General features: G+C 42.8%; 13 protein-coding genes, 1 tRNA gene and 1 riboswitch. Of the genes, 9 read left to right on the top strand and 5 right to left on the bottom strand.

The window, feature by feature from the left end; translation table 11 throughout:
- Nucleotides 1-82 precede the first annotated feature (82 nt).
- Nucleotides 83-1,324, top strand: a complete 1,242-nt coding sequence (locus SNE26_RS11315; protein ID WP_321559466.1) for an MFS transporter — start codon at nt 83-85, stop codon at nt 1,322-1,324.
- An 87-nt stretch (nt 1,325-1,411) separates the two neighbouring features.
- Here SNE26_RS11315 and SNE26_RS11310 read toward each other — a convergent pair whose 3' ends face one another.
- Nucleotides 1,412-2,785: an MFS transporter gene (locus SNE26_RS11310; RefSeq protein ID WP_321559465.1), complete on the bottom strand. Its 1,374-nt coding sequence runs from the start codon at nt 2,783-2,785 to the stop codon at nt 1,412-1,414.
- Between the two features lie 168 nt (nt 2,786-2,953).
- A riboswitch (cobalamin riboswitch) is annotated at nt 2,954-3,146 on the top strand.
- Between the two features lie 176 nt (nt 3,147-3,322).
- On the opposite strand from SNE26_RS11310, the gene metE reads away from it, so the two are divergent.
- Together metE and SNE26_RS11300 are read left to right on the top strand one after the other, a co-directional pair.
- The gene (gene metE, locus SNE26_RS11305; RefSeq protein WP_321559464.1) at nt 3,323-5,647 is read left to right on the top strand and encodes a 5-methyltetrahydropteroyltriglutamate--homocysteine S-methyltransferase; all 2,325 of its coding nucleotides are present in this window, start codon (nt 3,323-3,325) and stop codon (nt 5,645-5,647) included.
- A 54-nt stretch (nt 5,648-5,701) separates the two neighbouring features.
- On the top strand, nt 5,702-5,950 hold the full coding sequence (locus SNE26_RS11300) for a cysteine-rich CWC family protein (RefSeq protein WP_321559463.1): 249 nt from the start codon (nt 5,702-5,704) through the stop codon (nt 5,948-5,950).
- A gap of 55 nt (nt 5,951-6,005) precedes the next feature.
- Here SNE26_RS11300 and SNE26_RS11295 read toward each other — a convergent pair whose 3' ends face one another.
- The 4 genes from SNE26_RS11295 to SNE26_RS11280 all read right to left on the bottom strand — a co-directional run bounded on the left by SNE26_RS11295 (nt 6,006) and on the right by SNE26_RS11280 (nt 7,897).
- A complete protein-coding gene (locus tag SNE26_RS11295) occupies nt 6,006-6,506 on the bottom strand; it encodes an SRPBCC family protein (RefSeq protein ID WP_321559462.1) in 501 nt (166 codons plus the stop codon).
- A 24-nt stretch (nt 6,507-6,530) separates the two neighbouring features.
- Nucleotides 6,531-7,019, bottom strand: a complete 489-nt coding sequence (locus tag SNE26_RS11290; RefSeq protein WP_321559461.1) for a VOC family protein — start codon at nt 7,017-7,019, stop codon at nt 6,531-6,533.
- A gap of 122 nt (nt 7,020-7,141) precedes the next feature.
- The gene (locus tag SNE26_RS11285) at nt 7,142-7,561 is read right to left on the bottom strand and encodes a VOC family protein (protein ID WP_321559460.1); all 420 of its coding nucleotides are present in this window, start codon (nt 7,559-7,561) and stop codon (nt 7,142-7,144) included.
- A gap of 6 nt (nt 7,562-7,567) precedes the next feature.
- Nucleotides 7,568-7,897: a metalloregulator ArsR/SmtB family transcription factor gene (locus SNE26_RS11280; RefSeq protein WP_321559459.1), complete on the bottom strand. Its 330-nt coding sequence runs from the start codon at nt 7,895-7,897 to the stop codon at nt 7,568-7,570.
- A 309-nt stretch (nt 7,898-8,206) separates the two neighbouring features.
- Between SNE26_RS11280 and kdsA the strand changes: the two genes are divergently transcribed.
- The 6 genes from kdsA to SNE26_RS11250 all read left to right on the top strand — a co-directional run bounded on the left by kdsA (nt 8,207) and on the right by SNE26_RS11250 (nt 13,967).
- Nucleotides 8,207-8,983 (top strand): 3-deoxy-8-phosphooctulonate synthase, encoded by a 777-nt coding sequence (gene kdsA, locus SNE26_RS11275; RefSeq protein WP_321559458.1) that lies wholly within the window; start codon nt 8,207-8,209, stop codon nt 8,981-8,983.
- 26 nt (nt 8,984-9,009) lie between these two features.
- Entirely contained in the window at nt 9,010-9,945 is a 936-nt protein-coding gene (locus SNE26_RS11270; protein WP_321559457.1) for a KpsF/GutQ family sugar-phosphate isomerase, read from the top strand.
- 111 nt (nt 9,946-10,056) lie between these two features.
- A complete protein-coding gene (locus tag SNE26_RS11265) occupies nt 10,057-11,388 on the top strand; it encodes a nucleotide sugar dehydrogenase (protein ID WP_321559456.1) in 1,332 nt (443 codons plus the stop codon).
- A 210-nt stretch (nt 11,389-11,598) separates the two neighbouring features.
- Nucleotides 11,599-13,002 (top strand): undecaprenyl-phosphate glucose phosphotransferase, encoded by a 1,404-nt coding sequence (locus tag SNE26_RS11260; RefSeq protein ID WP_321559455.1) that lies wholly within the window; start codon nt 11,599-11,601, stop codon nt 13,000-13,002.
- Between the two features lies 1 nt (nt 13,003).
- The gene (locus SNE26_RS11255) at nt 13,004-13,792 is read left to right on the top strand and encodes a helical backbone metal receptor (protein ID WP_321559454.1); all 789 of its coding nucleotides are present in this window, start codon (nt 13,004-13,006) and stop codon (nt 13,790-13,792) included.
- 93 nt (nt 13,793-13,885) lie between these two features.
- Nucleotides 13,886-13,967 (top strand) — tRNA-Leu (locus tag SNE26_RS11250).
- The last annotated feature ends 5 nt before the right edge of the window (nt 13,968-13,972 follow it).

Raw genomic sequence — 13,972 nt, 5'->3', positions numbered from 1 at the left:
AACCAATTAGTCTATTTTTGTTTTCAATAAAAAGCGCATAACAATACCGTTTTTACGATCTGTTAAATTTTAATATTAAGCTATGAAACTTATAAAAGAACACCACAGGGGCATCAGCACAATTTTAGCGTTCGCGCTGATCCCGCTTTCGGGTTTTGCTACTGATATTTATATACCCTCCCTGCCCTCCATGGCCAGGGAATTAGCTGTCAATAATTCGGCCGTTCAGCTTTCGCTCATCGCGTTTATGATCAGTTCGGGCGTAAGTCAATTGTTTGTTGGCAGTTTGCTCGATAGCTTTGGCCGGTACCGTATTGGTACTGTCTCTTTACTGGTGTTTGCATTTGCAAGTTTCATCATAGCTATCTGCCACAATATTGAGCTTATTTATGCTATGCGTATTTTGCAGGGCATCACCGTAGCACTTATAGTGGTAGGGAAGAGGGCATATTTTGTAGATATGTATTCGGGCGAGCAGCTTAAACATTATACCAGCCTCTTTTCTATCATCTGGGCAACTGCGCCTATTGTTGCACCCTTTATCGGGGGCTACCTTGAAGCTGCTTTTGGCTGGGAATCCAACTTCCTTTTCCTGGGGATAGCCACTCTTTCGTTACTTGTTTTAGAGTTGGTATACGGTGGTGAATCATTGAAAAATTATCACCCGTTCGAAGCCAAAAGTATTCTGCAGGTTTACCTGGCCACCATTAAAACCCGTGATTTTTCTCTGGGCCTCATCCTCATCTCCCTGAGTTATGCCATGTTGGTGGTGTATGGTATGAGCAGTCCTTTTATAATTGAACATGTATTTCATTTGTCGCCCGTGGTAACCGGTTATTGTTCGTTGCTTTCGGGGGTATCATTGATGGCGGGCGGCATTATTTCAAAAACCCTCATCAGGAAACCGCTCATCAAAAAAGTATCGGTAGCGCTTGCCCTGCAATTAGGCTTTGCTGCTTTAATGGTGTTTACATCAGGAATTAAAACAAATTTATTTACGCTAATGGCCTTTACAGCATTGGTTCACCTGTTATCGGGCTTTATATTCAATAATATATTTGCTTACTGTTTAGGCCGGTTTTCAAAAAATGCGGGTATTGCAAGCGGCGTAACCGGCGGCTCGCTTTATATCATCACTTCATTTTTTAGCTACGGAATTGTAAATATTATGGCTATCAAAAATCAGCAGTTATTAGGAACCGCTTATTTAGCGTTCGCGGTATTGGCTGTTGTTACATTGGTGCTTTTCATCAAAGCGAGGGCTTCGCACCAAAAACAAGAAGAAGCGGCTGTTATTTTAACTGCTGAGGTAGCAGTTGTATAAGGAATAAGATTCCCCGGGTTTTATATAACCTTATGGAATAATGAAAGCCGGTAAGGAATTATCGGCTTTCATTTTGTTGTGATGATATCAGCGATTTTGTTTTCTTAGTCCTTTTACAATTAATAACATAGCGAAAGCGGTTAAGCCAATGGATATGGCTGCGCTTTTTGACACGGCGCCTAAAATGGCCAGTGTGCCTCCTGCAGCCATTGCGCCAAAAACGGCTACACCTATGGCCCCCGCTGTTTGCCTTGCCGTATTTAATATAGCCGAGGCAGTTCCTGATAATGTTTTATCCACGCTTGATAAAATACCATTGGTCATGGCTGGTACAGCAAGGCCCATGCCCATCGGGATGAGCAGGAAAGGCAGGAACAGTTCAAGATACGGAGTGTGCTCGTGAGCTATGAATAAACCTGCAAAGCCGGCGGCAAACATAATAAGGCCAACAATGATAGGTGTGCGGATGCCATAGCGGTTAATGATGCGGCCGCTGATCACATTGGAGATCACAAAACCTACAGTAAGCGGAAGAAATGCCAGCCCGGCCATAATAGAAGGATAGTTAAGTACTTTTTGCAAATAAAGACTTAAAATAAAAACACTGCCGTAGTAAGATCCGTTTAAAACCGCACCCAGTATTAAAAGCGCGTTAAACCTCCCTGACCTGAACAGGTGGAATGGAAGCATAGGGTGTGCTGTTTTCCTTTCAATCCATAAAAAAAGACCGAAAATCAATGAACTCAGAATAAGCCCTCCCCAGATGAGTACATGGCCTAATCCAAGCCGGGGTATTTCAATAATTACACTAATGAGCGTGGTGACCGAAAGCATCCAGGTGAGTTGTCCGGGCAGATCAAAACTCCTCTTGCTTGTTTTTGCCGTTTGCTCCATTTTAAAACTCAGGATATAACCAATTATGCAAATTGGGATGTTAACAATAAAAATGAAACGCCAGCTGCTGAATGCGATCAGTAAACCACCAATGGTAGGGCCGGCCGCCATGGCGGCGCTTCCGGCAGCTGTCCACAAGCCTACGGCCCGCGTACGTGTTTGTGGTGTATGTGCAAACTGGTGATTGAGCAATGCAAGCGAACTTGGGATCATCATAGCAGCCCCGATTCCCTGGGCCACACGGCAAATGATAAGCGTAATGGCGTCAGGGGCCAAACCGCAGCCTGCTGATGCAATGCCGAAAATGATCATGCCAATCTGGAAGATCTTTTTTGATCCTAATAGGTCGCCGAGGCTGCCTGCCGATAGCATGAGTACTGCAAATGCAAGCGTGTATGCGTCAATAACCCATTGCAGGGTGCTGATACCGGCATGATATGCTTTTGCAATTTCAGGTAATGCAATATTAACGATCGAAACATCAAGTTGTGCTACTACAAAGGCGAGGCTGGTGGTTAACACCGCCCAGCCAAAGCCTGGAGGGTTTGAATGTGTTTTCTGGTTCATAGAAGCTGCCAAAGGTAAGGATCAGTTTGCATCGGGAGTGGTACAATTTGAGGGTTTAACAGGCTTACGTGTTTATTGACCATGGTGTGACTTATGATTTCACCAATAAAATAACCTGGATATTCAGCCGGCATATCCTTATATTTGCCCTGATAAGTTCTTTACTTTACTTCATCAACCGGTATAGGTTTTACTTAATTGTAGATTAATAGGGAATCGTGTGCAAATCACGAACTGTCGCGCAACTGTAAGTAACACAAAGGTTTTTGCCAGTGATGTCCACTGTCCCGATGAAATAGGGGTGGGAAGGACGGCAAAAATGTTACAAGTCAGGAGACCTGCCTAATACTGAATTGACAATGCTTTCGCGGTATGAAGCTTTGGTCAGGGTTATGATTACTTGCCTGTTTGGGTCCATAGCCCGTTATGACAGGCTTGTGCCCATATATTCTCTCCATATTTTATATATCACAAAACATTACGAAGCTTAGCTTAAAGGGCTTTTAACCGATTTATTCATTTAATCAATTAAAAGAAATGCTAACGCAAAATTTAGGCTACCCGCGTATTGGTAGCCGGCGCGAATTAAAAAAAGTCTGCGAAAACTATTGGGCAGGTAAAACGGGTTTAAAAAATGTGCTTACCGTTGGTAAATACATCAGGGAAGAAAACTGGCTGCTGCAAAAAGAAGCCGGGATTGACCTGATCCCCTCAAATGATTTTTCATTTTATGATCAGGTACTTGATCATTCATTGATGTTTGGCGCTATTCCTAAACGCTATCATGAAGTGATTGGGCAAAAGGGCAATACCGAGCTCGATCTGTATTTTGCCATGGCGCGTGGCTATCAAAAAGAGGGGTTGGATGTGGTAGCCATGGAAATGACCAAATGGTTTGATACCAATTATCATTACATAGTCCCCGAGTTTTATAAAGATCAGCAGTTTAAACTTTTCTCCACCAAAGTTATCGATGAGTTTTATGAGGCCAAACAGTTGGGCATAGTCAGTAAACCGGTATTGCTCGGCCCTGTATCGTACCTGTTGCTGGGCAAAGAGAAAGAGGCTGGTTTGGATAGGGTAGACCTTATTAAAAATCTGCTGCCTGTTTATTTTGATATCCTGAATAAGCTTAAGGCTTTAGGTGCCGAGTGGGTTCAGTTTGATGAACCGTTTTTAGCGCTTGATTTAAGCGAAAAACAACAGGAGGTATTTAAAGATACCTATAAGCAATTGAAGAAAGAATTTCCTTTCCTGAAGATAGTACTGGCAACCTACTTTGAACGCCTGGGCGATAATACTCAATTGGCAACAGTATTACCGGTTGATGTTTTACATATCGACCTGGTTCGTGCCCCTCAGCAATTAGATGATGTGATAGCCCATTTGCCGCAAAAAACTATCCTCTCTTTAGGGGTTGTTGACGGGCGCAACATCTGGAAAAATGACTTTGTTAACTCACTGGGCATTATAAAGAATGCGAAAGATAAGTTAGGTGCCGACCGCGTTTGGATAGCCCCTTCATGCTCATTGATCCATTCGCCATGCGATCTGCAAAATGAAACCAACGATGAAGTGCTTACTCCCGAAATTAAGCAGTGGCTGGCTTTTGCGCGCCAAAAAATAAACGAAGTGGTGTTGCTCAGCAAATTATCGGAAGATGCGGTGAGCGATAGCAGCCTGCATCAACTGGCAAAAAACCGGCAGGCAAATGAAGCCCGCCGAACATCTGCATTGATCCATAACCCGGCGGTTAAACAACGTGTAAGCGCCATCACCGAAAATGATGCAAAGCGTATAAGTGCTTTTCCTGCCCGGAAAGAGCAACAGCAGCAACTGCTTGACCTGCCGCTTTTTGCTACCACTACCATTGGCTCGTTCCCGCAAACAGCCGAAGTACGAAGCTGGCGGGCCCAATTAAAAAAAGGTGCAATAACCCCGGGGGAGTATAATAAACTGATAGCTGCCGAAACAGAAAAGGCTATAAAATGGCAGGAGGAAATAGGTTTGGATGTGCTGGTACATGGCGAGTTTGAACGTAATGATATGGTAGAGTACTTTGGCGAACAACTGGCAGGCTTTACCTTTACACAAAATGGATGGGTGCAAAGCTATGGCAGCCGCTGTGTTAAACCACCCGTTATTTATGGCGATGTATCAAGGCCACAGTCCATGACGGTAAAATGGTCGGCTTATGCGCAGTCATTAACCTCAAAATGGATGAAAGGTATGTTGACCGGCCCGGTGACTATTTTGCAATGGTCGTTTGTGCGCAATGACCAGCCCCGTTCCGAAACCTGTACGCAGATAGCTTTGGCCATTCGTGACGAAGTTTGTGACCTGGAAAGCGCCGGCATCAGGATTATCCAGATAGATGAACCGGCCATTCGCGAAGGATTACCGCTTCGCAGGGATGACATGGCAAATTACCTTGACTGGGCAGTTAAAGCTTTCAGGATTTCGGCAAGCGGCGTTCAGGACAGTACACAGATCCACACGCATATGTGCTATTCGGAGTTTAATGATATCATTAAAAGCATAGCCGACATGGATGCCGATGTGATCACGATAGAAACGTCGCGCTCGCAAATGGAGCTGCTGGATGTTTTTGCCGATTTTAAGTATCCTAATGAAATTGGCCCCGGTGTATATGATATTCACTCGCCCCGCGTGCCTAACCGGGAAGAGATGATCTGTTTACTTAAACGCGCCCAGGCGGTAATACCCGATGCCCAGCTTTGGGTAAATCCCGATTGTGGTTTAAAAACGCGGGGCTGGGATGAAACCCGAAAGGCCTTAATAGAGATGGTTGAAGCTGCAAAGGCTATCCGTGAAAATGTTATCAGCAATGTAACTGCTTAAATAAATTAACTGCTGTGTATCCGTAAGGATACACAGTAGTTTTATATACTTAGTATGACAAAGCATGAAAATAAATACTGCCCGCGGTGTAATGAGCCGTTTGAATGCAAAGTAGGCAGCATCCTGTTGTGCCAGTGCCAGGGCATCAGCTTTACCGACCAGGAGCGCGATTATATCCGCTTAACCTATCCCGATTGCCTGTGCCGCAAATGCCTGATGGTTATGAAGCATGAAATCAGTTCAACCGCAGCTAAGGAAAAAATGAAAACGATACTTGAAGCAATCAGGAAGGGTAAGCAATAGTACACGATTGTTGTTTCCAGTCAGAAGCTTAGCTTTGTGCGTTCTGCTTTAGCTTTTATTTTATTTCTCCTGCTTCAAAAAGCTCATCCAAACGCCAGTGCGAATCATTTACCCCGCGTTCCATACCTGATTGCAGCATGCCGTCACGATCAGCCGCCGACTGGAAAACTGATTGTGTAGTTACCTTTGTGCGGTTACCTGGCAGCGCTTCAAATTTTGCAGTTTCTAAAGTAACATGACCGCTTTCGGGCAATCCTTCAAACTCAAATGTTTGGATGATACGTTCAGGCGCGGTTACGTCATGGATCACACCATGAAAACCGTAATCATTACCGGCCGGGTCGGTATGAATATAACGGTAAGCGCCTCCGCTGCGGCAGTCAAACTTATCTATGCGCATTTTAAGTTCGCGTGGGCCCAGCCATCTAACAATAAGCTCAGGATCGGTAAAAGCTCTGAAAACAAGTTCGCGCGGTGCTTCAAATTCGCGGGTTATAAAAAGCTCCTGTTTACCGGGTTCGGCCTTAATTTCTGTTTGATTTTTTGTGGTGATCATGGTGTTTTTTATTTAGGTGATTGATTAATCGTTATCGTTAGCTTCCTGCAAAAGCTTGATATCCATTTTGGTCATCTGCATCATGGCGCTCATAACTCTTTTAGCTTTTTCAGGGTTCTCGTTGTTATAAAGTAATTCGCTCATAACTTCAGGAACAATTTGCCAGGTAACGCCAAATTTATCGTCGAGCCAGCCGCATTGACTGGTTTTGCCGCCGCCTGCAGGTAGTGCTTCCCACAGGTAATCAATTTCCTCCTGGGTTTTGCAGTTTATATAAAACGAAGTAGCCGGCGAAAAATTGAACATCGGTCCTCCGTCCAGCGCTAAAAACTGCTGGTCTTCTATACGAAATGTTCCGACTAACATTTTGCGGCCGTTGCCGGGATCGGTAAGTGAGCTTACTTCGCTTTCTGAGTTTTTAAATACCGAAGTATAAAATTTCATTGCTTCTTCAAGGTTGCCGTTAAACCATAAAAAAGGAGTTACTTTCTGGGTTGCTTTAAATGTTGCCATTGGTTTTTGTTTTTATTGGTTAAAATTTGTTGCTTTTGATATTTCAAAGTTAGCGGCAATAGCAAGGGGTAATAGTGTCCAAAAACGACGAGATAAGGGGGTATTAGCGACAAATTACTTTTTTATCTCCCTGGCATTTTGCTCATATCCATGTAGAGTACATTCCAGCTGTGGCCATCGGGATCCGTAAACAGGCATCCGTACATCCAGCCATCCATTTCCCGGGGTTTATGATTGCTTTTACCGCCTGCGGTAACTGCTTTTTGGGCCAGTTCATCAACTTCTTCCTTGCTTTCCGCATCGATAGACAGCAGAACTTCAACTCCTTTGGTTGTATCCGCCAGGCCGCAGTTTTCGACAAAGCCTTTAAAGGTGCTTTCGTCAAAAAGCATTACGGTAACATCCTTTTCTCCAACCTGCATGGCTGCAGAATTTGGTCCGTTCCCAAATTGTGAATTAAACCGGAAACCGAGTTTACTGAAAAACTCCTTTGATACATTTACATTTTTTACAGGCAGATTGATCCAGAATTGCTTTGTCATAATTGATTATTTTAAAGGTTTATCATTGTTTTTTAATTCTTCAAGCAGGTTATCAAGAGCGTCGAATTTTTCCTCCCAAACCTTGCGGTAACGCTCAACCCATTGGGCCACTTCGTCAAGCTGTTTCAACCGGGGTTCGCAATACCGTTCACGGCCTTGTTTCTTAATAGCGATAAGGCCGCATTCGGTTAAAATTTTTATATGCTGGGATATAGCGGGGCGGCTCACATCAAAGTTATCCGCTATGGCATTCAGGTTCATGGGTTTAAAGGCTATCAGGTTAATGATATCCCTGCGGGTTGGATCGGCAATGGCCTGGAAAACATCTCGTCTCATCTAAATCAAATATGATATGTAAGTGATTGCTTACAAATTTATATGTAAGCAATCACTTACGCAAATTTTTTCAAAATTTTTTTTGAATGAAAAAAGGGGGGAAGGACAGGGCAAACACATTTAAATATCCGAACGCGTTAACCCTGTAAAAAATTAAATAGTTGATTGTGAATTCCTTATAAGTGTTTTTTTGAAAAGTGTTAACCCTGTTAACCCCACGTATGCGCGTTTGCCCCGGGGAGAATAGCCCTTCTGTATGATTCTCAAAAAAATCATCATCTTTGTGGCTGATAAATAGATCCTAACAATATGCTGTTTGAACAAATAAGCCAAAAGCCGTTCTTTATTCTTGGTCCCTGTGTAATGGAAAGCCAGGAGTTATTATATACCGTTGCCGAAAAAGTAGCCGAAGCCGGACAGAAATATAATGTACCGGTGATATTTAAGTCGTCATTTGATAAAGCCAACCGTACATCTATTCATTCATACCGTGGCCCGGGATTAGAGAAAGGCATGGAAATGCTGCTGAATGTTAAGCAACGCTTTGGTTTACCGGTTACTACAGATATCCATGAACCGTTCCAGGCAGCTATTGTAGCCGAGGTTGCTGATATTTTGCAGATCCCTGCGTTTTTATGCCGCCAAACAGATCTGCTGGTTGCAGCTGCCCAAACAGGTAAAATTGTCAACGTAAAAAAAGCCCAGTTCCTTTCGGGGCATGATATGTTTTATCCCGCTCAAAAAGTTATTGAAGCTGGCAACAAGCAGGTGATATTAACCGAGCGGGGCAATATGTATGGCTATAATAATTTAGCTGTCGATTTCAGGAATATTTACGATATGAAAGCTTTTGGCCACCCGGTTTGTATGGATTGTACCCATTCGGTTCAACGCCCGGGCGGAGCAGGAGGAAAAACCGGCGGGGACCGCACCTTTGTGCCCATGATGGCGCTGGCAGCAAAGGCTTTTGGAGCCGACGGCTATTTTTTAGAAACGCATCCCGATCCTGATAATGCCCTGAGCGATGGCCCCAACATGGTTAAGCTGCACGAACTTGATAAGGTTTTAGCACCATTGGTTGGGTAAGTTTTTTCTTCTGAATGTCCGGATCCATGAAAGATATTGCAAAAAGGGTTTTTGATATTGAAATAGAATCGCTGCAGCATGTAGCCGGTTTAATTGATGATGAGTTTGCAAGAGTTGTTGACGCCATACTAAAATCAACGGGTAAACTTGTTGTTATTGGCATTGGCAAATCGGGACTGATTGGCAAAAAGATAGCTGCCACATTGGCCAGCACAGGCACACCAAGCTTTTTTTTACATCCGGGAGAGGCTTTTCATGGTGATTTGGGCATGGTAGGCCCCAATGACATTGTTTTATTAATATCCTATTCGGGCGAAACCGACGAAGTGCTGAAGCTTATCCCGTATTTAAAGTGGAATAAGAATGTGATGATCGGTATAACAGGCAACCCTGTATCAACCGTTGCCAAAAACTGCAGTTATCACCTTAATATAAAAGTTGAACGGGAAGCTTGCCCGCTTGAACTGGCGCCAACATCGTCAACTACCGCGGCGCTGGTTATGGGCGATGCCCTGGCTATAGCGTTAATGGAGTCGCGAAACTTTCAGCAGCATGATTTTGCGCGTTTTCATCCGGGAGGTAGCCTTGGACGTAAACTGCTGGTAAAGGTTAAAGACCTGATGCGTACCGATAAGCTTCCTTTTATCAATGAAGAGGCCTCATTTATGGACCTGTTACTGCGCATGTCCGAAGGCAGGTTAGGTATGGTTATAGTAGGCGATGCGTCCCGGATAAAGGGGGTAGTAACAGATGGCGATCTTCGCAGGGCCTTGCTTAAACACCCTGATACCTCAACTTTAACCATAGCCGAAATTATGACCGTTAACCCGGTTATTATTGATGAGGAAGAATTTGTAGGCTATGCCGAGCAGTTAATGCTTGAAAAGAAGATCACCACGTTACTCGTAGGTTCTGCACAAAACCGGTCAATAACAGGTGTTTATCAGATATATACGGCCTGAAACAATTTTGATTAGCCTAAGCCGCCTATTCTTTAGCTCGGGAAGCATCTGATTTTGGTAATATTTGATTAACTTTACCGGTATCTATCATATTCTACCGTACTAAATTAAATGTCTGATCAATCAAATCCGATCACCAATAAATTTCGCGCTCCTGCAAATATTCATATTGCAATAATAGGTCTTGGCTATGTGGGATTGCCCCTTGCTGTTGAATTTGCCAAAAAATATCCGGTAAAAGGCTTTGATATTAAACAAAGCCGGGTTGATGAGTTAAATAACGCGTTTGACCGTACCCTTGAAACCAGTACCGATGAACTATCGGCGGTTTTAGGTTCAAAGGATGAGGGCAGGGGACTCACTTTTACATCGCAGATAACAGACATTGCTTCCTGTAACGTTTATATTGTTTCGGTACCTACCCCAACCGATCAGCATAACCGACCTGATCTAAGCCTGCTTATCATGGCAAGTAAATCAATTGCAAGTGTATTGAAGAGGGGGGATGTGGTTATTTATGAGTCGACGGTTTATCCAGGTGTAACCGAGGAGGTTTGTGTACCTGTTTTACAAATGGAATCGGGTTTGCAGTATAATAATGATTTTTTTGCAGGATACTCGCCCGAGCGTATCAATCCGGGCGATAAAATTCACACGTTAACCAATATTTTAAAAGTGACATCGGGTTCAACGCCCGAGGCCGCTGATTTTATCGACAGCTTATACCAGTCAATAGTAAAAGCAGGAACGCATAAAGCCCCTGCCATTAAAGTTGCAGAAGCCTGTAAGGTGATCGAAAATTCGCAGCGCGATATCAATATTGCTTTTGTAAACGAGCTGGCCAAAATATTCAATATCATGGATATTGACACTCATGCGGTTTTGGCAGCGGCAGGCACCAAATGGAATTTCCTGAATTTTAAACCAGGCCTTGTAGGCGGGCACTGCACAGGAGTTGATCCGTACTACCTTGCAGCAAAAGCCCAACAAATGGGTTATCATCCCGAAATTATCCTGGCCGGGCGGAGGCTTAATGACGGCATGGGCACCTACGTTGCCCTTGAAGTCATTAAACTTATGGTGAAGAATGATATTTCAGTTAAAAACTCAAAGATCCTTGTACTCGGTTTTACTTTTAAGGAAAATTGCCCGGATGTTCGTAATACCAGGGTAATTGATATTATTAAGGGCTTCGATGGCTTTGATGCAGCATGTGAAATATATGATCCGTGGGCCGATCCGGATGAAGTAAAAAGAGAATATGGCATCGTTACACTAAAAAATTACCGGCAGTTAAGCGGTGCTTATGATGCTATTGTTATGGCTGTGGCACATCGCGAGTTTTATGATTTAGATTATGCAAGTTTAAAGCATACACCATCGTCGGTAATTTATGATATAAAAGGCATTTTAAACAAGGATGTTGTAAACGGACGGTTGTAAATGTTGTTTTTACAGTTATTTTTTTCACATAGAAATCATTTTTTTCTCACTGTTAACAGAGAATTCATTTTGAATAAATTTCTTAATTTCTAATTTTGTGGCTGTGGAAATAATACATTTGTAACCGTGTCTCCATTTAATTATGACATTGTTATTTGTAAATAATTATAGTAATTTTAGCAGGGTTGCATACTACATAAGCACATATACATGATTCACAGATACGCTACTTTTATTAAAGCAGTGAACCTTACCATTGATTATATTATACTTAATATGAGCATGGTAATTTCTTACTTCATCGAAGACCGGTCATATATTTTTTGGATTAACAACAGGCAGTACCTGCCTATTGTATTAGTTTTTAATCTCATTTGGCTGCTATCAGCTAACATCACCGGGCTTTATGAACATGTTCTCAATAAAGATTCCATTAAAACTTATCGCGGCGTAATTAAAACCTATTTGCTGTTTGTAAGCTTTATTTGCTTCACTATCATCATATTGATAGGTACCAAAGCGTATTTTATAACACGCGAGTATCTTTTTTACTCGCTGGCATTATTCGGTTTCCTGCTTGGTTTATGGAAGTTAATATTCCTGAGTATCCGTAAAAGTGACCGTGCAACGCTTATTGATACACGTACTGTTATCATTATAGGCGGGGGCCGCATCGGGTCAGACCTATATAGCTTTTTTAAACAAAACCCCGAACGCGGTTATAAGCTTGTTGGCTTTTTTGATGATGGATTGAATAGTGTACTTGACCAAAGCCTTTACTTAGGCGGCACTAATGATTGTATAAGCTATGTGCTTAACAATAAGGTTGATGAGATATTTTGTACGCTTCCAAACTCTGAAGCAGAGAAAATAGAGCAGTTGATGCTTGATGCGGATAAAAACCTGATCAGGTTTAAATTTGTGCCCGAATATTACGACTACGCCAAAAAACCAACGTTTATACAAAGTTTCGGCCATATCCCGGTAATATCAGTACGGCCAGAACCTTTAGAGAACATGCTGAACCGCTCCATCAAACGCCTGTTTGATGTTTGCTTTTCAATATTTGTTATCCTGTTTATTTTTAGCTGGCTATTCCCCATTTTGGCTATCATTATAAAACTTGAGTCAAAAGGGCCTATATTCTTTGTACAGGAGCGCTCGGGCAGGGATAATAAACCATTTAAATGCTACAAATTTCGCAGCATGAGGGTTAATCATGATTCGGATAAAAAACAAGCCACACGCGGCGATTCGCGTATAACCAAGTCCGGTGCTTTTATCCGTAAAACAAGTATTGACGAATTGCCGCAGTTTTTTAACGTGATATTAGGCAATATGTCTATAGTTGGTCCAAGGCCGCACATGATAAGCCATACACAGCAATATTCGCAGCTTATTGATACTTTCATGGTAAGGCACTTTCTTAAACCTGGTATTACAGGTTGGGCACAGGTGTCAGGCTTAAGGGGCGAAACCCAAACCACACAGGCTATGCTTGAGCGTGTTGAGGCTGATGTTTGGTATCTTGAAAACTGGTCGTTCCTGCTGGATATGAAGATCATCTTTCTAACCGTATGGAACGTGTTTAGAGGCGAAAAGAACGCGTTTTAACATGCCGGTATTCCGGGATCAGCTAAGCCGAAAGGTTGAACTTTCCGGAATCCCTAAGCGGATCGTATCCATTGTCCCTTCACAAACAGAATTGCTTTTTCACCTTGGCTTAAATGCTGAAGTAATTGGCATTACTAAATTCTGTATCCGTCCGGCAGATGCGTTTAGATCAATCACCAAAGTAGGGGGGACTAAGCAGCTTGATATCCAAAAAATTCGATCGCTGGCCCCCGATTTAATTATTGCCAATAAAGAAGAGAACGACCGCCTCCAGGTAGAAGAATTAATGAATATATGCCCGGTTTGGATCAGTGATATATTTGATCTGGATTCGGCTTTGCAAATGATTGGTTGCATTGGTGATATTATAGGTAAGCCCGGGCAGGCAAACATGCTTTGCGTGGAAATCAATGATCGCTTTAACGGTATAAAACTTCCCTTAAACAGACTGAACGTAGCTTATCTCATTTGGCGCAAACCCTATATGCTTGCCGGCAAGGGAACTTTCATTGATAGTATGCTGCAAAAATGTGGGCTAAACAACGTAACCGAAGCCGAACGTTATCCGCAGATTGATGTGGCTGCTTTAGTCGCAGCTGATCCCGATCTTGTTTTTCTATCATCAGAGCCGTATCCATTTACTCAAAAACATATGGACGATTTTAAAGTGCTTTTACCAAATGCTAAAGTGGCTTTGGTAGACGGTGAAATGTTTTCATGGTATGGCAGCCGGCTTTTGAATGCACCGGCATACTTTAAACCACTGATGAATGAGCTTGTGAAAAATTAATTCCTACTAAATGAGCACGATAGAAAAAAAATGGAAATTATGTTTTTAAGTATAATTTTAAACGCTATCTTTGCAGCCTGTTAAATCAGAAACGCGGAAGTGGCGTAATTGGTAGCCGCACCAGACTTAGGATCTGGCGCTTCACGGCGTGGGGGTTCGAGTCCCTTCTTCCGCACATAG

This window comes from Mucilaginibacter sp. cycad4 (assembly GCF_034263275.1).
Taxonomy (GTDB): domain Bacteria; phylum Bacteroidota; class Bacteroidia; order Sphingobacteriales; family Sphingobacteriaceae; genus Mucilaginibacter.
This window is presented reverse-complemented; position numbering and strand designations above follow the sequence as displayed.